At 57.3% G+C, this 22,044-nt stretch carries 30 protein-coding genes; 2 read left to right on the forward strand and 28 right to left on the reverse strand.

The features are described from left to right. Nucleotides 1-24: 24 nt before the first annotated feature. From ACR0EN_RS19995 to ACR0EN_RS20035, 9 genes are all read right to left on the reverse strand, one after another. Nucleotides 25-816 (reverse strand): amino acid ABC transporter ATP-binding protein, encoded by a 792-nt coding sequence (locus tag ACR0EN_RS19995; protein WP_304621965.1) that lies wholly within the window; start codon nt 814-816, stop codon nt 25-27. 12 nt (nt 817-828) lie between these two features. Next, complete coding sequence (locus ACR0EN_RS20000; protein ID WP_170819032.1) at nt 829-2,184, reverse strand: amino acid ABC transporter permease; 1,356 nt, start codon at nt 2,182-2,184, stop codon at nt 829-831. 1 nt (nt 2,185) lies between these two features. Further along, on the reverse strand, nt 2,186-3,454 hold the full coding sequence (locus tag ACR0EN_RS20005) for an amino acid ABC transporter permease (RefSeq protein ID WP_480588431.1): 1,269 nt from the start codon (nt 3,452-3,454) through the stop codon (nt 2,186-2,188). A 124-nt stretch (nt 3,455-3,578) separates the two neighbouring features. Beyond that, the gene (locus ACR0EN_RS20010) at nt 3,579-4,598 is read right to left on the reverse strand and encodes an amino acid ABC transporter substrate-binding protein (protein ID WP_170392882.1); all 1,020 of its coding nucleotides are present in this window, start codon (nt 4,596-4,598) and stop codon (nt 3,579-3,581) included. A gap of 206 nt (nt 4,599-4,804) precedes the next feature. Beyond that, nucleotides 4,805-5,512: an ATP12 family chaperone protein gene (locus tag ACR0EN_RS20015; RefSeq protein ID WP_480588433.1), complete on the reverse strand. Its 708-nt coding sequence runs from the start codon at nt 5,510-5,512 to the stop codon at nt 4,805-4,807. 4 nt (nt 5,513-5,516) lie between these two features. Continuing rightward, nucleotides 5,517-6,188 carry an HAD-IA family hydrolase gene (locus ACR0EN_RS20020; RefSeq protein ID WP_170819034.1) on the reverse strand — a complete coding sequence of 224 codons (672 nt, stop codon included), beginning with the start codon at nt 6,186-6,188 and terminating at the stop codon, nt 5,517-5,519. Continuing rightward, the gene (locus ACR0EN_RS20025; protein ID WP_480588435.1) at nt 6,185-7,228 is read right to left on the reverse strand and encodes an RluA family pseudouridine synthase; all 1,044 of its coding nucleotides are present in this window, start codon (nt 7,226-7,228) and stop codon (nt 6,185-6,187) included. Before ACR0EN_RS20025 ends, ACR0EN_RS20020 begins: the two co-directional genes overlap by 4 nt. Before the next feature lie 104 nt (nt 7,229-7,332). Then, nucleotides 7,333-8,646, reverse strand: coding sequence for a replication-associated recombination protein A (locus ACR0EN_RS20030; RefSeq protein WP_170392886.1), 1,314 nt, complete (start codon nt 8,644-8,646; stop codon nt 7,333-7,335). Nucleotides 8,647-8,649: 3 nt separating this feature from the next. Further along, the gene (locus ACR0EN_RS20035) at nt 8,650-10,035 is read right to left on the reverse strand and encodes a trypsin-like peptidase domain-containing protein (protein WP_170819036.1); all 1,386 of its coding nucleotides are present in this window, start codon (nt 10,033-10,035) and stop codon (nt 8,650-8,652) included. Between the two features lie 228 nt (nt 10,036-10,263). On the opposite strand from ACR0EN_RS20035, the gene budA reads away from it, so the two are divergent. Beyond that, on the forward strand, nt 10,264-11,052 hold the full coding sequence (budA, locus tag ACR0EN_RS20040; RefSeq protein WP_170819037.1) for an acetolactate decarboxylase: 789 nt from the start codon (nt 10,264-10,266) through the stop codon (nt 11,050-11,052). Nucleotides 11,053-11,139: 87 nt separating this feature from the next. Here budA and rplQ read toward each other — a convergent pair whose 3' ends face one another. The 8 genes from rplQ to ACR0EN_RS20080 all read right to left on the reverse strand — a co-directional run bounded on the left by rplQ (nt 11,140) and on the right by ACR0EN_RS20080 (nt 16,791). Further along, nucleotides 11,140-11,562: a 50S ribosomal protein L17 gene (rplQ, locus tag ACR0EN_RS20045; RefSeq protein WP_170819038.1), complete on the reverse strand. Its 423-nt coding sequence runs from the start codon at nt 11,560-11,562 to the stop codon at nt 11,140-11,142. A gap of 118 nt (nt 11,563-11,680) precedes the next feature. Further along, on the reverse strand, nt 11,681-12,697 hold the full coding sequence (locus tag ACR0EN_RS20050) for a DNA-directed RNA polymerase subunit alpha (RefSeq protein WP_010437127.1): 1,017 nt from the start codon (nt 12,695-12,697) through the stop codon (nt 11,681-11,683). Between the two features lie 114 nt (nt 12,698-12,811). Then, nucleotides 12,812-13,201 (reverse strand): 30S ribosomal protein S11, encoded by a 390-nt coding sequence (rpsK, locus tag ACR0EN_RS20055; protein ID WP_008757289.1) that lies wholly within the window; start codon nt 13,199-13,201, stop codon nt 12,812-12,814. Nucleotides 13,202-13,216: 15 nt separating this feature from the next. Next, nucleotides 13,217-13,585 (reverse strand): 30S ribosomal protein S13, encoded by a 369-nt coding sequence (rpsM, locus tag ACR0EN_RS20060; RefSeq protein ID WP_008757392.1) that lies wholly within the window; start codon nt 13,583-13,585, stop codon nt 13,217-13,219. Nucleotides 13,586-13,785: 200 nt separating this feature from the next. After that, nucleotides 13,786-14,430, reverse strand: a complete 645-nt coding sequence (locus ACR0EN_RS20065) for an adenylate kinase (RefSeq protein ID WP_170819039.1) — start codon at nt 14,428-14,430, stop codon at nt 13,786-13,788. Further along, nucleotides 14,427-15,791 (reverse strand): preprotein translocase subunit SecY, encoded by a 1,365-nt coding sequence (gene secY, locus ACR0EN_RS20070; protein ID WP_170515935.1) that lies wholly within the window; start codon nt 15,789-15,791, stop codon nt 14,427-14,429. The genes ACR0EN_RS20065 and secY overlap by 4 nt, the downstream gene beginning before the upstream one ends. Nucleotides 15,792-15,900: 109 nt before the next feature. Continuing rightward, entirely contained in the window at nt 15,901-16,374 is a 474-nt protein-coding gene (gene rplO / locus ACR0EN_RS20075; protein ID WP_170567425.1) for a 50S ribosomal protein L15, read from the reverse strand. A gap of 201 nt (nt 16,375-16,575) precedes the next feature. Beyond that, nucleotides 16,576-16,791, reverse strand: a complete 216-nt coding sequence (locus ACR0EN_RS20080; RefSeq protein WP_480588438.1) for a DUF1127 domain-containing protein — start codon at nt 16,789-16,791, stop codon at nt 16,576-16,578. A 216-nt stretch (nt 16,792-17,007) separates the two neighbouring features. Here ACR0EN_RS20080 and ACR0EN_RS20085 point away from each other — a divergent pair, with 216 nt between their 5' ends. Beyond that, nucleotides 17,008-17,361 (forward strand): VOC family protein, encoded by a 354-nt coding sequence (locus ACR0EN_RS20085; RefSeq protein ID WP_480588440.1) that lies wholly within the window; start codon nt 17,008-17,010, stop codon nt 17,359-17,361. 185 nt (nt 17,362-17,546) lie between these two features. Here ACR0EN_RS20085 and rpmD read toward each other — a convergent pair whose 3' ends face one another. The 11 genes from rpmD to rpmC form a co-directional block, all read right to left on the reverse strand. Continuing rightward, on the reverse strand, nt 17,547-17,735 hold the full coding sequence (gene rpmD, locus ACR0EN_RS20090; protein WP_039538297.1) for a 50S ribosomal protein L30: 189 nt from the start codon (nt 17,733-17,735) through the stop codon (nt 17,547-17,549). Nucleotides 17,736-17,747: 12 nt separating this feature from the next. Beyond that, nucleotides 17,748-18,317 carry a 30S ribosomal protein S5 gene (gene rpsE, locus ACR0EN_RS20095; protein WP_155148691.1) on the reverse strand — a complete coding sequence of 190 codons (570 nt, stop codon included), beginning with the start codon at nt 18,315-18,317 and terminating at the stop codon, nt 17,748-17,750. Between the two features lie 116 nt (nt 18,318-18,433). Beyond that, entirely contained in the window at nt 18,434-18,793 is a 360-nt protein-coding gene (rplR, locus tag ACR0EN_RS20100; RefSeq protein ID WP_170392895.1) for a 50S ribosomal protein L18, read from the reverse strand. An 11-nt stretch (nt 18,794-18,804) separates the two neighbouring features. After that, nucleotides 18,805-19,338, reverse strand: a complete 534-nt coding sequence (gene rplF, locus ACR0EN_RS20105; protein ID WP_170392896.1) for a 50S ribosomal protein L6 — start codon at nt 19,336-19,338, stop codon at nt 18,805-18,807. 11 nt (nt 19,339-19,349) lie between these two features. Then, on the reverse strand, nt 19,350-19,742 hold the full coding sequence (gene rpsH / locus ACR0EN_RS20110) for a 30S ribosomal protein S8 (protein ID WP_010437099.1): 393 nt from the start codon (nt 19,740-19,742) through the stop codon (nt 19,350-19,352). A gap of 13 nt (nt 19,743-19,755) precedes the next feature. Then, on the reverse strand, nt 19,756-20,061 hold the full coding sequence (rpsN, locus tag ACR0EN_RS20115) for a 30S ribosomal protein S14 (RefSeq protein ID WP_010437098.1): 306 nt from the start codon (nt 20,059-20,061) through the stop codon (nt 19,756-19,758). Nucleotides 20,062-20,080: 19 nt separating this feature from the next. Then, nucleotides 20,081-20,641, reverse strand: coding sequence for a 50S ribosomal protein L5 (rplE, locus tag ACR0EN_RS20120; RefSeq protein ID WP_170392897.1), 561 nt, complete (start codon nt 20,639-20,641; stop codon nt 20,081-20,083). Beyond that, on the reverse strand, nt 20,634-20,945 hold the full coding sequence (gene rplX / locus ACR0EN_RS20125; RefSeq protein WP_480588442.1) for a 50S ribosomal protein L24: 312 nt from the start codon (nt 20,943-20,945) through the stop codon (nt 20,634-20,636). The genes rplE and rplX overlap by 8 nt, the downstream gene beginning before the upstream one ends. Nucleotides 20,946-20,947: 2 nt before the next feature. Next, nucleotides 20,948-21,316: a 50S ribosomal protein L14 gene (gene rplN / locus ACR0EN_RS20130; RefSeq protein WP_008757934.1), complete on the reverse strand. Its 369-nt coding sequence runs from the start codon at nt 21,314-21,316 to the stop codon at nt 20,948-20,950. A gap of 75 nt (nt 21,317-21,391) precedes the next feature. Further along, nucleotides 21,392-21,622, reverse strand: coding sequence for a 30S ribosomal protein S17 (rpsQ, locus tag ACR0EN_RS20135; RefSeq protein WP_068340771.1), 231 nt, complete (start codon nt 21,620-21,622; stop codon nt 21,392-21,394). Nucleotides 21,623-21,626: 4 nt separating this feature from the next. Beyond that, on the reverse strand, nt 21,627-21,833 hold the full coding sequence (rpmC, locus tag ACR0EN_RS20140; RefSeq protein WP_010437082.1) for a 50S ribosomal protein L29: 207 nt from the start codon (nt 21,831-21,833) through the stop codon (nt 21,627-21,629). Nucleotides 21,834-22,044 lie beyond the last annotated feature (211 nt).

The following is a 22,044-nucleotide window of genomic DNA, read 5'->3' on the forward strand; positions in this document are numbered from 1 at the left end:
CCTTCTTGGTTTTCTGATCCGAATTTAGTGTCCCAGAATCTGGCTGAGGAACAACTTGGTCCGTTCGCTCTGCGGGTTGTTGAAGAACTCTTCCGGTTCGTTCTGCTCCACAATCTGACCGGCATCCATAAAGATCACGCGGTTGGCGACCTGGCGGGCAAAGCCCATCTCGTGGGTCACACACAGCATCGTCATGCCTTCCTCGGCCAGTTCGATCATGGTGTCGAGCACCTCTTTGATCATCTCGGGGTCCAGCGCCGATGTCGGTTCATCGAACAGCATGATCCGTGGCATCATGCACAGCGAGCGGGCAATCGCCACACGCTGCTGCTGGCCACCCGAAAGCTGACCGGGATACTTGTCGGCCTGCTCAGGGATCTTCACCTTTTCCAGGAAGTGCATCGCGCGCTCTTCGGCCTCTTTCTTGGGCGTTTTGCGCACCCAGATCGGGGCCAGCGTGCAGTTTTCCAGAATGGTCAGGTGCGGGAACAGGTTGAAGTGCTGGAACACCATGCCAACCTCGGACCGGATCTTGTCGATGTTTTTCAGGTCATTCGACAGCTCGGTCCCATCCACAATGATCGTGCCCTGCTGGTGTTCCTCCAGCGCGTTCAGGCAGCGGATCAGGGTAGACTTGCCCGACCCCGACGGCCCCGCGATCACGATCCGCTCGCCCTGATTGACGGTCAGATTGATATCGCGCAGCACGTGGAAGGCCCCGTACCACTTGTTCATATTGGTGATTTCGATGGCGATTTCGTCGCTCACCTGCATTTTGGAGCGGTCGATTTCGCGTTCAATTGCAAGTTCAGACATGTGTTGAACTCCTTAACGGTGGCCAGTCTGAAGCTTGCGCTCCAGGTACATGGAATAACGGGACATGGAGAAGCAAACCACGAAGAACAGAACGCCGATAAAGGCAAACAGTTCCCAGTAGACGCCGTTCCAGGCGGTATCGGCGCGGATGCCGTTGGTCAGGCCAATCACGTCGAACAGACCGATGATCGAGACCAAAGTCGTATCCTTGAAAATACCGATGAACGTGCTCACGATGCCCGGGATCGAGATTTTCAGCGCCTGTGGCATGATGATCAGCCGCTGCGCCTGCCAGTAGTTCAGGCCCAGACTGTCTGCGCCTTCGTACTGACCACGCGGCAGGGCAGCCAGACCACCCCGGATCACCTCGGCCATATAGGCGGCCGAGAACAGGGTCATCATGATCATCACCCGCAGGATGATGTCAAAATTAGTGCCCGGCGGCAGGAACAGGTTCAGCAAAAGCGATGCCACAAACAGCAGGGTAATCAGCGGCACGCCCCGAATGAACTCGATAAAGCCCACGCACAGGTATTTGACGATCATCAGATCGGACTGACGACCCAGCGCCAGCACGATACCGATAGGCAGCGAAACACCAATGGCCACGACACCCAACAGGATCGCTAGCATAAAGCCACCAAAGTCGCGGCTTTCCACCGGCGCGATACCGATCGGAATGATTGCATTGATTGCGTCAGCCACGGAACCGGCAGCAAACAGCCACCATAGTATGGGCAGCGCAATCGCAAGGATAATCGCGGCAAGAGACCCGGCAACCGGAAGCGCAAACTTGTACGCGAAATACCCGATGGCAAATCCGGCGGCGACCATGAGCGGCCCCCAGATCGACCCACCCCACATCAGCCAAGGCAGCAGGAACGGATAAGCCGCCGTTACAATCAACAGCTTACGCGGCACCTTGGTGAACAACACCGGCGCAATAGCAACCAACAACAGGATGAAGGTCAGGTTCGGTCGGAAATAGGCCGGCCAGCCGCCAGTTTCGGGCGGGTTAGACCACGTCGCGTCCGGATGGGCCGGATACGGCGGATAGAACCCATAGAGCAGCTGTAGCCACCGGTCCTTGATCACACCCCAGCAGGCATGACCATGCGTATCGCCCCAGGTCGCCATCATGATCTCTCGACATTCCGACAGCGAATTGGCGTTCCAAACGGATTCGAACGTCCAGGACAGGATGTTGGAGAGCACATAGTAGATGAACACCAGCGAGACGATCGTCAGGATGGCGTTCAGCCAGCTTGAAAACAGGTTATGCTTGATCCAGCCCAGTACACCGACCTCGGAGGCGGGTGGTGCCTGTTCCGGCAACATTTCCGTGCGGACAAATGAAACATCACTCATATTACCGCTCCACCAGTTTGACACGGTTGTTGTACCAGTTCATCACCGCCGAAATGCTCAGCGAGATGGACAGGTAGACCAGCATCAGCAGCAGAACGCATTCCAGCTCGCGACCGGTCTGGTTCATGGTGATGCCACCCAGCGTACCCGTGATGTCCATATATCCGACCGCGATCGCCAGCGACGAGTTCTTGGTCAGGTTCAGATAGTTCGAGATCATTGGCGGGATGATCACCCGCAACGCCTGCGGCAAGATCACCAGACGCATGGTCCGGCCCGGGCGCAGGCCCAGTGCGGATGCGGCCTCGGTCTGACCCTTGGAAATGGCCAGAATACCGGCGCGCACGATCTCGGCGATGAATGCCGCAGTGTACAGCGATAGGGCCAGCCACAAGGCAATCAGCGAGTTACGAAGGTGGGTACCGCCGCTGAAGTTGAAGCCTTTCAGCTCAGGGTAGCCCAGGTGAAAACCCAGAACGCCCAGCAGGATAGCTGACGGCACGAACAAAAGGCCCAGTTGGATGTGCCAGATGGTCGGGCGATCGCCGGTCTTTTCTTGCGTTGAATTGGCCCAGGCCGAAACCTTGCGCATCGCAAAGATGCTGCCGCCAAACACGATCAGGAAGGCGATCAGGTCAAGCGAAACATCAAAGCGCAGGCTTGAGGTACCGAAAAGGTGGATATCGCCCAATCCGCGCGAGAACAGAAACTCGGGGATATAGACCCCGCGATTTGTGACCGCGACCGTGCCAAAAAGATCCATCGTGGCTTCTGGGTTTTCACCTCGGAAGGCGCGCGGTGATGGCAGGCTTTCAATCAGGATCGCCATGGCGAACACGATCCAAAGCAGCACTGGAACGTTACGGAACATCTCGACATAGACTGTCATGATCCGCGCGATCAGCCAGTTATTCGACAGGCGCAAAACACCGACCATGACACCGATGATCGTTGCTGTGATACAGCCCAGAACTGCAACAACCAGAGTGTTTAGCAGGCCTATAAACGCTGCGCGCAGATGGGTATCGCGCGAGTCGTATTCCAGCAGGCGTTGGTTGATGTCATAGCTGGCCGGTTCGGCAAAAAAGTCGAACCCGACTGTTCTGCCCAGCGTTTCAAGGTTCTGAATGGTGTTGTTGATAATCCAGGCTGCCAGAAGCATGAAACCGATCATCGCTATGACCTGAATGGTCGCAGATCGGTACCGCGTATCATAAAGGAGCATGGACAGCCGGAAGTGCTCCTTCGGCGGGTCAGTGAGTGTCGTCATGACCTATGTATATCCCCGTGCATCCCGGATGTTGGCAGAGTTTGCCTCTGCTCAGATCGTTCCGGGCGTGTTTCTTATGGAAGGAAAAAGGGCGCGGGTTCCCCCGCGCCCTTTTCCGTGGATCTTAGCGGAAAGGCGGTGCGTACAGCAAGCCACCATCGGTCCACTGTGCGTTCAGGCCGCGTGCCAGACCGATCGGGGTTTCCTCACCGATGTTCTTGGCAAACACTTCGCCGTAGTTACCGCCGACTTTGATCGCACGCTGTGCCCAGTTCGCGTCCAGACCCAGCATCTCACCCAGCGTACCTTCGGTACCCAACAGGCGGTTTACCTCTGGGTTGTCGGTGGCACCGCTGGACATCTCGTCGATGTTCGCCGAGGTTACACCCAGTTCTTCCGCTGCGATCAGTGCGTTCAGGGTCCAGCGGACCACATCGCCCCACTCGTGATCGCCATGACGGACCAGCGGGCCCAGCGGCTCTTTCGAGATGATTTCGGGCAGGATCACGTGGTCGCCTGCGTTTTCAAAGGTGGCGCGCGTAGCAGCCAGACCCGATGCGTCGGTGGTGTAAACGTCACAGGCACCAGCCAGATACTGCTGCTGCGCTTCGGCGTTGGTTTCGATCGGAACCGGCTCGTAGCTCATGTTGTTGATGCGGAAGAAATCCGCCAGGTTAAGCTCGGTGGTGGTGCCGGTCTGGATGCAAACGGTTGCACCGTCCAGTTCCTTGGCCGAGCTGACGCCCAGTGCCTTGGGAACCATGAAGCCCTGACCATCGTAGTAGTTGATGCCGACGAATTCGAACTTCAGGTCGACGTCGCGGCTGAAGGTCCACGTGGTGTTACGGGCCAGCATGTCAATCTCGCCCGAAGCCAGCGCGGTGAAACGTGTTTTACCGGTTGTCGGGATGAACTCAACAGCGCTTGGGTCGTCCAGAACAGCAGCGGCTACCGCGCGGCATACGGCCACGTCAAAACCCTGCCACTCACCATTGGCATCGGGGCTAGCAAAGCCGGGTACGCCGGTTGCAACGCCGCAGTTCAGCTTGCCGCGGGCTTTCACGTCGTCAACGGTACCCGCTGCAGCTGCGCCAGCAGCCAGGCCGGCAATGGTTGCCACGCCCAAAATTACGGATTTTTTCATTTTTACCTCTTCCTGATTTTCCATCCCTGAATGGAACGGTTCGATCCGGCGCATAGGCGCCAGAAAGGTTACCCAAAAGGTGTCTCCCCTTTAGTGGCCCGAGTTTGGGCGTATTCATCAACAAACGTCAAGGGCTGGATCAGGGAAAACGATAGGTCTTTTCTGCCAGAATCGGACACAAATTCACGATTTGACGAGAATCCGTCTCAGAACGAGAGGTCAAAGAACTGCTTTGCGTGCAGAAAGGCGACCCGTTTCACTTCGGCGGCAGCGTGCGCCTCATCGTCGTGGCCCCATTGTTCGATCTGCCAAAGCTCGTCCAGTCGAGAAATGCGCCATATCTCGTCCGGTTTGCGCCAATTCTGCGCAGCGGCAAAACCAAGAATCAATGACCCCGACAGGCTGACGAGGTCATGAAACGCCGCCAGCTGGAACGCATTCAGTCCATGCACCCGGTCACGCAGGCCTTGCAGCACCTCGGCAGCTTGCGGTTGATGCACCACCCCTGCACGCGGGATCAACCGCGCGCCCAGCACGTCCGCAGCCCAATCCAATGCAGGATCCCAGGCCTCGGACTGCCGCTGCTGCAACGTTTCGGGATGGGTCGCCCGATAACACAACAGATCCGAGTCGCCGTAATCGGCCAGCATATCGGCAACCTCACCATGCTGGTGCCGCACCTTGTCAATCGCCGCATTGGCCGAACGGGTGAACGGCATCGTGGTCGGATCAATTTCCTTTTCCTGTGCATCCCATTCCCGTGCAACGGCCTCGGCCATGGCACGCGTGGGCAGGTCTAGCGCAGCCTTGGCGGGCGTTTTGACCCGCCGACCATCCAGTTCAACCGTATAGCCCACGTCGGTCTCAACGACCGTGCTTGTCGTCCAGAAGCGTTTGGGTTTCCAGTCGCTCATCTCTTTAGCCCCAGATCTTGGCCAGTGCGCCTGGCAATTCTTCGAATGTTTCGATCACATGTGTCGCAGCCGTCAGTACCCGACGATCGTGATAACCCCAGCTGACACCGATCCCGGCAACCTGCGCGGCTGCGGCCATATCCATGTCAAAGCTGGTGTCGCCCACCATGACGGCTTGCGCAGCCGGCACGCCCGTTTCAGCCAAAGCTGTTTCTATCATCGACGGGTGCGGCTTGGACGGGTGGTGATCTGCAACCTGACGAGTAATAAAATGCTGCTGCAACCCATGCCCTTCAAGCAGCGCATCAAGCCCGCGCTGAGACTTGCCTGTGGCCACTCCCAAAAGTACCTCGGGCTGAGCGTGAAGAGCGTCAATCACTTGGCGCGCACCGGGATAAAGCGGCGAGCTTGCGGCGCCCTGCTCCAACCTTTGCGCGTGATAGGCATGCTTATATCCGTCAACCAATGCGCTTTGTATCCGTTCGGACTGATCTGCTGCCAGACGCGCCATTGCATGGGGCAGAGATAAACCGACGATGGACAGGATGGCGTCACGATCCGGGACCGGCAGTGACTGCGCCTGAAAACAGGCGGTCATTGCCGAAACAATGGCACCCTGACTATCGACCAGAGTGCCATCCACATCAAACAGGACCAGCCGCAATGGAGCGTTCATCGCAACTCCTCAAACGGATCATCTGCAGCGAGGTCTTCGGTCCAGCCCAGCGTATCCCAGCTGTGTTTCATATGATCCGGTAAAGGCGCCGTAAGCGAGATGGGTTTGCGGGTCATCGGGTGTTCAAAGGACAGGCTGCGGGCGTGGAGGTGCAGCTTTTTGCTGATGATACCTCCCAACTGCGCGCCCCAGCCATCGCCGAGGTTTTCCTGCCCCGAGCCGCCATATTTCCCATCGCCAATGATCGGGTGGCCGATCGCCGCCATGTGCGCGCGCAGCTGATGGGTCCGCCCCGTCACCGGCACCATCGCGACCCAGGCTGCCCGCCCTGCAACGCGATAGAGCGTTGCATAGAGCGTATGCGCGCGTTTCGCGCCGGGCGTATCGTTCACCTCGCTCGGATGAACAGCGATCATCTTCTCGCCTTCGCCATGCTTACCATGCCCCGGTGCCTTGACCAGCCCGGTCTTGATTTCGCCCAGGTACGGAGTTGGAACACCAGCTACCAGCGCCCAATAGATCTTTTGGGTGTTACGATGCCGGAACGCAGCGGTCAGCCCCTTGGCAGCCTCGCGCGTGCGGGCCAACAGCAGTACGCCCGAGGTGTCCTTATCCAAACGATGCACAAGGCGCGGGTTCTCGTCACACCCAAAACGCAACGCTTCGGACAGGCTGTCCACATGGCGGGTTTGACCGCTGCCACCCTGAACTGGCAAGCCATGCGGCTTGTTCAGCGCCAGCACGTGATCGTCTTTATAAATCACGCAAGACTGGATCATCTTTGCGTCAGCGTCCGAAACACGATGCTTTACGACAGCGGGCTTATGGTCGGCGTCTGGCAGCGGCGGCACGCGCACAGACTGCCCGGCCTCTAGCCGCGTCGAAGCTTTGACCCGACTGCCATCTACGCGCAGTTCACCCTTGCGGCACATCTTCTCGATCCGGCCCTGGCTGACATGAGGAAACAGGCGGCGCAGCCAACGATCCAGCCTCTGGTCGCCATCGCCCTCTGCTACGGTGATCACCTGTACGCCGCTCATGCCATTGCCCCTTGTTCCGCACGGCTGATCCGCCCGGATTGTGCTTGTTTCAGTGCCTTAGAAATCATGCGCGTCTGTCGCGCGCATCGGGTGCAGAGTCAAGTCTAGCCCTGATTGCGTTGCGTTCTCAGCTTGGCGAAGTATTCCAGCCGTTTTTTCAGCTCGCGCTCAAAACCACGCTCTACCGGCTGATAGAGAACCGGGCGCTTCATATCATCCGGGAAATAGTTCTGACCCGAGAACCCATCTTCGGCATCGTGGTCATAGGCATACCCTGCACCATATCCCTGATCCTTCATCAGCGATGTCGGAGCGTTCAGGATATGTTTGGGTGGCGGTTCACTGCCCGATTGCTTGGCCAGCCGCATCGCCGCCTTATACCCCACATAGGCCCCGTTCGATTTCGGAGCGAGAGCCAGATACACCAACGCCTGCGCCAGTGCCAACTCGCCCTCGGGCGAGCCCAGCCGTTCATAGGTTTCCCAACTGTGCAGGCAGATCGATTGCGCCTGAGGATCGGCCAAACCGATATCTTCAACCGCCATCCGCGTGATCCTCCGCGCCAGATAGCGCGGGTCTTCGCCGCCGGTCAGCATCCGCGCAAACCAATACAGCGCCGCGTCAGGGTCCGATCCACGCACCGATTTGTGCAGGGCTGAGATCAGATTATAATGCTCATCCCCCGATTTGTCGTATTTTGCGGCCCGCCGCATCAGGCGCGTCGACAATGCATCCGGGTCCAGATCGGCGTCCACTTTCCAAGCAGCAACCTGTTCGATCAGGTTCAGTAGTGCGCGACCGTCGCCATCCGCCATCTCCTGCAGCGCCTCGCGGGCGGCAGACGTTAGCGGCAAGGCGCGGTCAAGCTCTTTCTCGGCGCGTTGTGTCAAACGCTCAAGATCAGCAAGGCTAAGGCGTTCCAGAACCAGCACCTGAGACCGGCTGAGTACCGCCGCGTTCAACTCGAAGGAAGGGTTTTCGGTCGTCGCGCCAACCAAGAGGATCGTGCCGTCCTCCATATGCGGCAGAAACCCGTCCTGTTGCGCTTTATTGAAACGATGGATTTCGTCAACAAATAACAAGGTGCCCTGCCCGTTTTGACGACGGATTTTAGCAGCCTCAAATACCTTCTTCAGATCCGGCACACCGGTAAAAATCGCGCTGATCTGCACGAAATGCAGATCGGTCTCCTGCGCCAGCAACCGGGCGATGGTTGTCTTTCCCACACCCGGCGGGCCCCAGAAGATCAGGCTGGACAGACTACCTGACGCGAGCATCACCCCCAATGGCGCATCTGGTCCCAAAACCTGCTCTTGCCCGATCACCTCAGACAGGGATTGTGGGCGCAAGCGATCCGCAAGCGGCCTGTGCGGCGAAGCGGTTGGTTCCGCAGAACCGGTATCGAACAAATCACTCACGGATCACAACCGAAACCGCAATGAGATTAACCGGCTTCCCCGCTCAACCTCCATCTGTACCCGGCGACCTGGATCGGTCAGGGCCTGAACGATATCCTCCGGTGTCTCGGTTCTGGTTCCGTTGATACCTTTAACGACATCGCCCACACGCAATCCTGCGCGGCCGCCATAGCGGCTCGGATCAACCACCACGACGCCGGTCTGAGACAGCGACAAGCCAAGCTTTACGATCACCGCCGGATTTACGCCCGAAACGATCAGACCTGGCATGACCGTATCCTCGTCCAGCGTAGTCTCATCCGCCGCAGGCGTTTCAGGCGGTTTGATCAGCGCCACTTCAATATCCGAGCGGTCTTCGCCCCGCAGCCGAGTCAGGACCGACTTTCCACCTACCCCGGCAACAGCCATGCGAAATTTCATCTCGGCCGGAGAATTCACCTCGTCTCCGTCGACATGAGTGACAACGTCACCGACCCGCAGACCCGCTTCTGCCAGCGGACTCAGTTCATGCAAGTCAGAAATCACCACACCTAGAGGGATGGCCATACCCAGAGACTCGGCTATGTCCGCGCTCATGTGTTGACCGGCCATTCCTGCCCAAGGACTTACGAAGCTTTCGTTGCCAGACTGCGCCTGCCGAAGGAATTCGGCTACCAAATTGGCCGGAATGGCAAAGCCGATACCGTTCGACCCGCCCGAGCGGGTCAGGATTGAAGTATTGATACCAATCAGATCACCATTCACATCGATCAGCGCGCCACCGGAATTGCCCGGGTTGATCGCCGCATCGGTTTGAATGAAGTACCCTCGTGCGTTTCCGGTTGCGGTTCCTGTGCGCGCCAGCCCTGAAATAATACCTGACGAAACAGTTTGGCCAACGCCGAAGGGGTTGCCAATCGCCAGCGTCAGCTCTCCTACTTCAACCTGATCGGAATCGCGCATCTGCAGGAACGGCAGATCGTTTGCCTCTTCCAACCGCAAGATTGCAATGTCGCTTTCTTTGTCACCCAGAACGACTTCGGCAGTGAATTCACGACGGTCGGTAGTCACGACCTGAATTTCCGATGCCATCCCCACAACGTGGTAGTTTGACACCACATACCCATCACCAGTGAGGATCACGCCGGAGCCGAGCGAATTCTGCACACGGGGGCGTGGCGTCCCAAATCCACGGCCAAAGAAGTCCTGAAAGAACGGGTCAGAAAATAGCGGATTTGCCCGCCCTTCGCGAACAATCTTGGCGTAGATGTTCACAACCGCCGGGGCAGCCTGCTTTACGACAGGGGCGAACCCGAGGCTGATTTCGGTCTGGCTTTTTGGTACCTGCGTCTCTGCGGCTGCCGGTATTGCGCCCATCAGCAATACTAGGGAACACAATAGTCTTAGCATCATCGGCCCTCCGGCAATATCGCCAACCGGATATGCGGGGCCGATGCAAAGATTGCAAGCGACATAACCCGCTGCCTTCGACAATGCAGAGGACCTACCGCTTTCTTTTGAGCTATTCGCACAAATATCCTGCTTGAGCATTATGGCTTCGCAAAGCGTTGCAAAAGTTTCACAGGGAGTTGTGCTATGTGTTGGACTTGGCGCTGAATCCAATCAGAGGGAACGACCATGCACAAAGACCGGGAATTGACCTTTGCAACGGCCCTTGCCTCTCATCATCGAAATAAGAGCTTTGTGCGGGAAGAGCACGCCCACGAGTATTACCAGGCCTCACTACTGAGTGCCGTCATGCAGGGAGTCTATGACGGGACTGTTTCCATCGGTCAGCTGCTGGAACACGGAGATTTCGGTCTCGGTACCTTCAACGCCCTGGACGGAGAAATGGTGGTGCTGGATGGTGTCGCTTATCGCCTGGATGGGGAAGGCAAAGCGACAATTGCGGATAACGGCGCGCTGACACCATACGCAGCCGTCATTGACTTTGAACCGACGATTTCGCTTGCGTTGGATTCTCCGGTTAACAAATCCGATTTCGAGGAGGGTTTGGATGACATGGCCGATGCAAAGAACCTGTTTTACGCGGTTTGTTTCACCGGATTGATCAAACACATTAGGTATCGAAACGTGTTGAAACAGGAACGGCCATACAAACCTTTGCTGGAAGTGGTCAAAACGCAGGCCGAATTCGAATTGGATGATGTTGATGGAACCATTCTTGGGTTCCGCTGCCCTGACTACGCGGTCGGGATCGGCGTTCCGGGTTACCACTTGCATTTCATCTCTGACGACCGGACTACCGGTGGGCACGTTCTTGATTACACATTGACCCGGGGAAAGATCGAAATTGATCACACCTCTTCATTGCATCTGGAACTGCCAGAGACAGAGGATTTCTCTGACGCCAATCTATCCGCAGGAGCGTCGGCAGATGGCATTCTGAAAGCCGAAAGCAATTAGGTTGCGCCCAATTTGGACGTCCGAAAGGTACAAAAGAAAACCCCCGCGACTGTGACGCGGGGGCTGAAACTCAGATATAGACGAGGCTTATTCGTCGGCTGCGGCCTCTTCGGCGGCAACGCGGGCTTTGTCGGCCGCGCCTTTGGCGTCGACGTCACGATCAACGAATTCGATGATCGCCATCGGTGCCATGTCGCCATAGCGGAAGCCAGCTTTCAGGATGCGGACGTATCCACCCTGACGCTCTGCATAGCGGGGGCCCAGAACCTCGAACAGCTTTGCGACGTCTTTGTCTTCTTTCAGCTGTGCTGCCGCCTGACGACGGGCGTGCAGGTCGCCGCGCTTGCCCAGAGTGATCAGTTTTTCGATGATCGGGCGTAGTTCTTTTGCCTTCGGCAGAGTTGTTTTGATTTGCTCATGCTCGATGAGCGAACCAGCCATGTTTGCAAACAGAGCCTTGCGGTGCTCATGAGTACGGTTCAGGCGGCGGTAACCACGTGCGTGACGCATTTTTCAATTCCTTATTTCGCGTTTTGCTTTGTCTGGCCGGCGATGCGTGTCACCGGCTCTCCTTGGGGCGGAAGTGCCCATATGGTCCCCGGCAGCCCGGGCATTTGTGAAGACGCGCTTAGAACGCGTCTTCGAATTTCTTGGCCAGATCTTCGATGTTGTCGGGCGGCCAGTCCTCGACATCCATGCCGAGGTGCAGACCCATACCGGACAGCACTTCCTTGATCTCGTTCAGCGACTTGCGGCCGAAGTTCGGAGTGCGCAGCATCTCGGCTTCGGTCTTCTGAATCAGATCGCCGATGTAAACGATGTTGTCGTTCTTCAGGCAGTTTGCCGAACGGACCGACAGTTCCAGCTCGTCCACTTTCTTCAGCAGCAGCGGGTTGAACTCCAGACCATCGTCTTCGTCCTGGCGGCCAGCCGATTCCGGCTCATCGAAGTTGACGAAGATCGACAGCTGATCCTGCAAGATGCGAGCAGCAAAGGCCAGCGCATCCTCGGGCGTGATCGAACCGTCGGTGTCGATTTTCAGGGTCAGCTTGTCATAGTCCAGAACCTGACCTTCACGGGTCGGCTGAACGTCATAGGCAACCTTTTTGACCGGCGAATAGATCGCGTCGATCGGGATCAGGCCAATGGGTGCGTCTTCGGGCTTGTTCTTCTCAGCCGAGACGTAACCTTTGCCGGTGTTGACGGTCAGTTCCATGAACAGGTCCGCGCCATCGTCCAGGTGGCAGATGACGTGATCGCGGTTCAGAACCTCGATGCCAGCGCTTTCGCTGATGTCGCCAGCGGTGACAACTGCGGGGCCTTTGGCATTAATCGACAGGCGCTTGGGGCCTTCGACTTCCATGCGCAGCGAAACGCCTTTGAGATTCAGGATGATGTCGGTGACGTCTTCACGTACGCCCGCGACCGAGGAGAACTCGTGCAGTACATTATCGATCTGAACGCTGGTGATGGCCGCGCCTTGCAGCGAGCTCATCAGAACGCGGCGCAGCGCGTTACCCAGGGTCAGACCAAAGCCACGCTCCAGCGGCTCGGCAACCAGGGTTGCCTGACGTGCAGGGTCGTTGCCCGGCTTGCCGTCAAGCTGGGTCGGCTTGATCAATTCTGCCCAATTCTTATGGATCATGTAATCCCTCCATTCCTGTCCGCGCCCCATGACCAACAAGGTGCAGACGCCCGAGGTTCAAAATGACGTGCTGGGGCCGTGCAAAAACACAGCCCCAGCTTAATTCAAAATCGCTTAGACGCGACGACGCTTCGGCGGACGGCAGCCGTTATGAGCGATCGGGGTCACGTCGCGGATCGACGTGATGTTGAAGCCCACTGCAGCCAGCGCACGCAGAGCCGATTCACGACCCGAACCGGGGCCCTGAACTTCGACTTCCAGCGTCTTGACGCCATGTTCCTGCGCCTTTTTGCCTGCATCTTCTGCAGCCATCTGAGCGGCGTAGGGGGTCGATTTCCGCGATCCCTTGAAGCCCATGGTACCGGCAGACGACCACGAGATGGCGTTGCCCTGTACGTCCGAGATCAGGATCTTGGTGTTGTTGAAGGTCGAGTTCACATGGGCAACGCCCGATGCGATGTTCTTACGCTCTTTGCGCTTAACGCGAGTCTTGTCACGTGCCATCGGTCAGACCCTCCCTTATTTCTTCTTACCGGCAATGGCCTTTGCGGGGCCTTTGCGGGTACGAGCATTGGTGTGGGTACGCTGACCGCGAACCGGCAGGTTGCGGCGGTGACGCAGTCCGCGATAGCAGCCCAGGTCCATCAGGCGCTTGACGTTCATCTGAACTTCACGACGCAGGTCACCTTCAACGGTGAAGTTTGCATCGATGTGCTCGCGGATGGCCAGAACTTCGGCGTCGGACAGTTCGTTGACGCGACGGTGCGCTTCAATGCCTACGGCTTCGCAGATCGCTTTGGCCGAGGTGTTTCCGATACCGGTGATATATGTGAGGGCGATTGGTACCCGCTTTGCAGTCGGGATGTTTACGCCGGCAATACGTGCCACGTGTCACTTTCCTTTTTGTTGCGGTTCCGTAACTCCGGAACCTTTTTTCACAACACTTGACCGTGGCAGTGACGCCAGAGGGTCCAGTATTATTCGAGGTGGTCGGGGCAATTGGGACGAATCCCGCATGCGATCTTGATTCCCTATAGGGATGGGGGTCGATATGGGCTTTTGGCGGTGCCGTCAAGCCCATATTGATATCAGCCTAGAACCGCCTCGATCGACGCGGTGACTTCCTTGATATCCGCCAGCCCGTTCACCGGACGCAGATCGCCTTTGGCGTAGTAATAGCCAATCAGCGGCGAGGTCTTCTTGTAGTATTCCATCAGGCGCGTACGAAGGCTGTCTTCGTTATCGTCGGCGCGACGGACGAAGTCATTTTCCTTGCCACAATTGGTGCATTTGCCATCCGCAGGAATCGGCTTTGTGTTGTCGTTATAGACCTCACCACATCCGCCGCAGGTTGACCGCGCCGTGATCCGGTCCACCAGCGCCTCATCGTCCACACGCATCTCGATCACCGTATGCAGCGACTGGCCCAGCTTGGTCAGCAGAGCCGACAGCGCGTCGGCCTGTGCCAGCGTCCGAGGGAAGCCGTCAAAGATGAAACCGGCACCTTTTTCGGTGGTCAGCTTTTCTTCTATCAGGCCGATCACGATCTCATCGGTGACCAGCTTGCCCGCGTCCATGATCGCAGCAACCTTCTGGCCCATTTCCGTGCCCGAGGTTTTGGCCTCACGCAACATGTCTCCGGTGCTCAGCTGCACCATACCGCGGGTTTCAACCAGGTGACGCGCCTGCGTTCCTTTGCCTGCCCCCGGGGGGCCGAGAAGAATGATGTTCATCGACGAGCAGCTCCCTTTCTGCCGCGTTTCTTGCCTTTGCCGCGCAGCTGGGACTTTTCAATCAGCCCTTCGTATTGATGCGCCAGCAGGTGGCTCTGGACCTGTTGGATAGTGTCCATGGTCACAGAGACAATAATCAGAACCGAGGTGCCGCCGAAATAGAACGGGATAGCAAACTGGCCCCGCAGGATTTCAGGCAGCAGACAAACGGCCGCCAGATAGGCCGAACCCAGAACCAGCACGCGATTGACCACGTATTCCAGATACTCGGCGGTTTTCTTGCCCGGACGGATACCCGGTACAAAACCGTTCTGCTTTTTCAGGTTGTCCGCCACATCGTCCGGCTTGAACGACACGTTGAACGTGTAGAAATAGGCGAAGAACACGATCATCGAAGCGAAGAACAGCAGATAAAGCGGCTGTCCGGGGCCGAAGTTGGCCAGCAGCCATGACATGACCGGGCCATTTGTGGCACCCGACGAGAAAGTCGAGATTGTCACCGGCAACAGCAGCAAGGAGCTTGCAAAGATCGCAGGGATCACACCCGCCGGGTTCACTTTGACCGGCAGGTGGCTGGAGCCGCCTTCGTAGACTTTCATACCAGCCTGACGGCGCGGGTATTGGATATGGATCTTGCGCAGGGCCCGCTCCATGAACACCACAAAGGTGATCACGGCGATGACCATGATGATCACACCAACGATCACGGCAGGGCTGATCGCACCGCTGCGTCCACTGGCAAAGAACTGCGCCAACGCGGCCGGAACCTCGGCAATGATGCCGACGAAGATGATCAGAGAGATACCGTTGCCGATGCCGCGTGCAGTGATCTGCTCGCCCAGCCACATCAGGAACATGGTACCACCGACCAGAGTGATCATGGTCGACATGCGGAAGAACAGGCCCGGATCAGTCGCAAGATCGCCCGATTCCAACGAAACCGCCAGACCATAAGCCTGAACGGTGGCCAGAGCCACGGTACCGAAACGGGTGTATTGGTTGATCTTCTTGCGCCCTTGCTCGCCCTCTTTCTTGAGCTGTTCGAGCGCGGGAACCATCGATGTCAGCAGCTGCACGATGATCGAGGCTGAGATATAGGGCATGATGCCGAGGGCAAAGATACCCATCCGCCCCAGCGCCCCGCCGGTGAACATCGAAACCATGCCGCCGATGCCTTGCCCCGCTTGCTCCATGAACTCGCGCAGTGCTTGCCCGTCGATACCTGGGACCGGAATGAAGGTGCCCAGACGATAGACGATCAACAAACCCAGCGTGAACAGGATGCGGTTGCGCAGATCGGTGGCTTTGCCCAAAGCAGCCCAGCTTGTGTTGGCTGCCATTTGTTCTGCTGCTGATACCATAAATCGGTCTCTCTTATGAAAACACCGCCCGGAACCGTTTTCCGGCTCGGGCGGCGTCTTGGAAAACTCTGAGGTCTATGTAAGCGGGTCTGCGCCCGCTCACAAGCGCTTACTCTGCCGCAGCAGCTTTTGTGACCGTCAGTGAACCGCCCGCTTTCTCAACTGCCTCAACAGCAGATTTCGAAGCACCTGTGACTTCCAGGTTCACTTTGGCGGTGATTTCACCTTTGGCCAGAACGCGGACACCGTCCAGCTTGCGGCGGACCAGACCCGACGCAACCAGTGCGTCCTCGGTGATCGCAGCTTTGGCGTCCAGCTTGCCGGCGTCGACAAATTTCTGGATCAGACCCAGATTGATAACGGCGAATGCCTTGCGGTTCGGCTTGTTGAAGCCACGCTTGGGCAGGCGCTGGTACAGCGGCATCTGGCCGCCTTCGTAGCCATTGATGGCCACACCCGAACGGGATTTCTGGCCTTTGATACCACGGCCACCCATTTTACCTTTGCCAGAACCGGGACCACGGCCAACGCGGGTGCGTTTAGGTGCGGCGCCAGGATTGTCGCGCAATTCGTTCAGTTTCATTTCGCTTCTCCTAAGCCGGATGTGACCCCCGAAGCGTGATGGGCCAAACACGGCATTTCTTGATTTTGATTCTTGTGGACGGAAATCCACCGGAGCGCTCTACAGCGTTGTGCCCTGCGTTGCAAGGTTTGATCCATCACAATTGCCAAAACCAAAAGAGGCGCCAGATTGGCGCCTCTTCAACGGTGAGTGGTTCAGGTGTTACGCGCAATATGCGTGGTCGCGTGCAATATCTGCGATATCACAGCGGCGCACGCCGATATCATCAAGCTCGCGATTGGTCAGACTTTGCAATTCGCGATAGGTGCGGCTGTATTCCGCAGCCCGTGCGCGGTTTTCTTTTACGCGCTCAACAAAGCTCGCAATCCGAGCGTTCAGGTTGAAGCCGCCATGTGTCAGTGTAGCTGTATGTGCCATATCTAATTTCCTTTCTGTTCCAGGGCGTATTCCCTGGGCGTTTCCATTTGTTCCTTTGTGGACAAGGCTCAGATAGGAGCATTAGATACCGCTAACAACGCGCGTTTTGGTCTAGCCGGTATGCGTTTGGTGAATGGCAAATGACCCATGAAAATAGTGCCCTGACAAAGCCGGAAGCCTGAGCCAGACTAGCCTCATTTCTCGATGAGGTTACTCATGTCGATATTGCACTTGTCCATCACCGCCGCAGACCCCGAGGACGTCGCGAAGTTTCTGGCAGATATTATGGGCGGCGAAGCGTTGCCATTTCCCTCATTCCCGGACTCGTGGATTGCGTTTGCCGAGAAAGACAACGGGACAGCAATTGAAGTATATCCATTGACCCATACCCTGATCGCTGGCCCAGATCAGGTAACCTGCAAGGTCGGCGATATGGACCCCTCGTCAACATTCGCTCATATCGCGCTTGGTTCAGTCCTGTCGCAACAAGACCTGCTCAACAAGACTCACCAAAAAGGCTGGACTACCCGAGTGTGTAATCGCGGCCCGTTTGAATGTGTTGAAATCTAGTTGGAAAACCGGGTCTTGATCGAAGCGCTCGATAAAGACATGCAGAGCGACTACCGCGCGGGGATGACAATGGAGAATTGGGCAGCGATGTTTGGCTTCACGCGCTAATCCGGCAGCTATACCTCACAACAAAAAACGCCCCCGGCACTGCCGGAGGCGCTTCAATTACTTCAAAGAACTCGCGTTTAACCGCGCTCTTCGATGATCTCAACCAGATGCGGGATCTTGTTGACCATGCCGCGGACCGAAGGAGTGTCCTCCAGCTCGCGGGTGCGGTTCATCTTGTTCAGGCCCAGGCCGATCAGGGTTGCGCGCTGTTCGGCGGGGCGGCGGATCGGGGAGCCGATCTGCTTGACGACGATGGTTTTTGCCATGGGTCGCTCTCCTTATGCTTCTGCTTCAGCAGCAGCCGGTGCTTCGTCCCGCTTGGGCAGGATGTCAGCAACCTTTTTGCCACGACGTGCGGCAACCGAACGCGGGCTTTGCTCTTTCTGCAGGCCGTTGATGGTGGCGCGGATCATGTTGTACGGGTTCTGCGAGCCCAGCGATTTGGACACAACGTCCTTCACGCCCAGCATTTCGAACACGGCACGCATCGGACCACCGGCGATGATACCAGTACCTTCAGGTGCGGTGCGCATAACCACTTTACCGGCGCCGTGACGGCCTTCGATGTCGTGGTGCAGGGTCCGACCTTCGCGCAGTTGCACGCGGATCATCTGACGCTTGGCCTGTTCAGTCGCCTTGCGGATGGCCTCAGGTACTTCTTTCGCTTTGCCTTTGCCAAAGCCGACGCGGCCTTTCTGATCACCGACAACCACCAGAGCGGCGAAGCCAAAGCGCTTACCACCTTTTACGGTTTTCGACACGCGGTTGATTGCGACCAGACGATCTGCAAATTCCGGCGCTTCTTCACGATCGCGGCCACGGCCCCGACGGTTTTCACGTTCTGCCATTTGGCATCCCTTTTCTCATGTGGCGCATGCGGCGCCGTTTAGTTCAATCCAAGTGAGCCCCGACTGTCGCCGAGGCCCCCGGATCATCGGGGCAGCCGCAAAGCTGCCCGCAAGTCTTAGATCTTCAGACCACCTTCACGCGCGGCGTCGGCCAGAGCCTTCACCTTGCCGTGGAACAGGAAGCCGCCACGATCGAAATAGGCCTCTTCGACGCCTGCCTTTTTGGCGCGCTCGGCGATGGCCGCGCCCACTTTGGTGGCCGCTTCGACGTTGTTCTTGCCCACAACGCCCAGATCCTTTTCCAGGGTCGAGGCTGCGGCCAGGGTCACGCCACGTACGTCGTCGATCAGCTGAACAGAGATGTTCTTGTTCGAACGGTGTACGGACAGACGGGGACGACCCGCGTTGACCTTGCGAAGTTTGTTCCGAACGCGCAGGCGGCGCTTCAGAAACAGGGTTCTTTTGCTGTTTGCCATTGTCTGCGTCCTTACTTCTTCTTGCCTTCCTTGCGGAAGATGAACTCGCCCTTATAGCGGATGCCCTTGCCTTTGTACGGCTCGGGACGGCGCCATTCGCGGATTTTGGCCGCGACTTCGCCCACCTGCTGCTGGTCGATACCTTCCACAACGATCTCGGTCTGCTTCGGTGCGGTGATGGTGACACCTTCCGGAGCAGTGAAATCAACATCGTGGCTGTAGCCTAGGTTCAGCTTCAGGGTATTGCCCTGCATCTGAGCCCGGTAACCAACACCCTGGATCTCCAGCTCTTTTTTGAAGCCGTTTGTTACGCCTTCAACAAGATTGGCGACCATGGTGCGGCTCATGCCCCACTGCTGACGCGCACGCTTGGACATGCCACGGGGATCGATCTTGACCACGTTGTCTTCAACCGACAACGTAACGTCGTCGGTGGCGGTGAAGCTACGGGTGCCTTTCGGACCTTTCACTTCGATGGTCTGACCCGACACAGAGGCGGTAACGCCGCTGGGCAGCTCGACCGGTTTTTTACCAATACGAGACATTGCAGACCTCCTTAGAAGACGGTGCAGAGCACTTCGCCGCCAACATTGTTGGAGCGAGCGTTTGCATCCGACATCACACCTTTCGGAGTGCTGACAATCGACACACCCAGACCCTGACGGACCTGCGGGATGTCATTGACGCCCATGTATACGCGACGACCGGGCTTCGAGACCCGCTTCAGTTCGCGAATAACAGGGGTGCCTTCGTAGTATTTCAGGCTGATTTCGATGGCCGGATGACCGTTTTCACCGGTCGTCGCTTCGTAGCCACGGATGTAACCTTCGTCCGCCAGCACGTCCAGAACCCAACCGCGCAGCTTGGAAGCCGGGGTGGAAACGGTGGACTTGCCGCGCATTTGCGCGTTGCGGATACGGGTGAGCATATCGCCGATAGGATCATTCATATCTATGTCTCCCTTACCAGCTCGATTTCACCATGCCGGGGATCTGACCAGCAGAACCCAGCTCGCGCAGCGCGATACGGCTGACCTTCAGCTTACGGTAGTAAGCGTGGGGACGACCGGTCAGCTGACAACGGTTGTGCAGACGGGTAGCCGAGCTGTTGCGCGGCAGTTTCGCCAGTTTCAGACGCGCTTTGAAACGCTCTTCCATCGGCTTGCTCTCGTCATTCGCGATTTCTTTCAGCTCGGCACGCTTTGCGGCATATTTGGCCACCAGGCGTTCGCGCTTCTTCTCGCGTTCGATCATTGCTTTTTTAGCCATGTCTCAATCCTCCCGGCGCTTACGCGTTGAACGGCATGTTGAATGCTTTCAACAATGCCTTTGCTTCAGCGTCGGTTTTCGCTGTGGTGGCAATTACGATATCCAGGCCCCAGACCTCGTCGACCTTGTCGAAGTCGATTTCCGGGAACACGATGTGCTCTTTCATGCCCATGGCAAAGTTGCCACGACCATCGAAAGACGGCTTCACACCGCGGAAGTCACGAACGCGAGGCATCGCGATGGTGATCAGACGATCCAGGAATTCGTACATCCGGTCGCCGCGCAGGGTCACTTTCGCACCCAGCGGCATGTCTTCACGGACGCGGAAACCCGCGATCGACTTCTTCGCCTTGGTTGCAACGGCCTTCTGGCCAGCAATCGCAGTCAGATCTTCGACAGCAGCTTTCGCTTTTTTCGAGTCTTTGACGGCCTCAGCACCACAACCGATGTTCAGAACGATTTTTTCCAGCTTGGGCAGCTGCATGTCGTTCTTGTAGCCGAACTCTTCTTTCAGAGCGGCACGGATGGTTTCGGCGTACTGAGCTTTCAGACGCGGGGTGTAGGTTGCGTTATCAAGCATCGATCACGTCCCCTGTGGTCTTGGCGAAGCGCACCTTCTTGTCGCCTTCCATGCGGAAGCCAACGCGGGTTGCTTTGCCGTTTTTGTCCAGCAGTGCCAGGTTCGACAGCTCGATCGGGCTTGCCTGAGGCAGGCGACCACCTTGCGAGGTTTGCGACTGACGGGTGTGGCGGATGGCGATGTTGATGCCATCGACAACAGCTTTACCGGCTTTCGGGTCAACCGAGGTGATAGTTCCCTCTTTGCCCTTGTCCTTGCCGGCCAGCACGACGACCTTGTCGCCTTTGCGGAGTTTAGCAGCCATGATTACAGCACCTCCGGAGCCAGCGAGATGATTTTCATGAAGTTCTTGCCGCGCAGTTCACGAACAACGGGGCCAAAGATACGGGTACCTACGGGCTCGTTGTTGTTGTTCAGGATGACGGCGGCGTTGCGATCGAAACGGATCGCGGTGCCGTCTTCACGACGGACTTCCTTGGCGGTGCGTACGACGACGGCCTTGCGGACGTCACCTTTCTTCACGCGGCCGCGCGGGATGGCTTCCTTCACCGAGACGACAATGATGTCGCCCACGGAGGCGTATTTACGCTTGGAACCACCCAGGACCTTGATGCACTGAACTCGGCGTGCGCCGGAGTTGTCAGCGACATCCAGATTGGTCTGCATCTGGATCATGTGGTTTCTCCCGACCTGTGGGGGCTGGTCTCGTTAAATCCCCCAGGGTTTCGACAAATGAAAAGTCCTGGGGGCTTACGCCTCCAGAACCTCCCAACGTTTCGTCTTCGATTTCGGCGCGCATTCGATGATGCGTACGGTGTCACCGACCTTGAAGGCGTTCTTTTCATCGTGAGCCCGGTATTTCTTGGACTTACGGATGGTTTTCTTCAGAACCGGATGCGTAAAGCGGCGCTCGACGGATACGGTTACGGTCTGTTCGTTGGCGTCGCTGGTCACGGTGCCTTGCAGGATACGCTTGGGCATCTGATTACTCCTCGGATGCCGCAGCAGCGGCCTTTTCGTTCAGAATGGTTTTGACACGGGCAGCATTGCGGCGGGCCGCTTTGATGCCGGCTGTGTTTTCCAGCTGACCGGTTGCCTGTTGAAAGCGCAGGTTAAAGCTTTCTTTCTTCAGGTTGGCCAGTTCCTCGCGGAGCTGGTCCGGGGTCTTGTCACGCAGTTCTTGGGCGTTCATCGCCTTTTCCTTTGCTCAAAACACCAGAAGGCCCCCTTACAGGGTCACCTTTGACCTGGTGGATGAATGATAGACATACGAATCGCCCGACAACGCCGGGAGATCGCAGGATGCCGCCGTATAAGGGTTTGGGGGGTGGGTGGCAAGGGAAAGTTTCAAACCGTGTTCGGGCAGATGAAACTACCTGTTTCCAAATTACCGCCGCCCTCTG

It is taken from the genome of Ruegeria sp. AB7, from assembly GCF_056542625.1.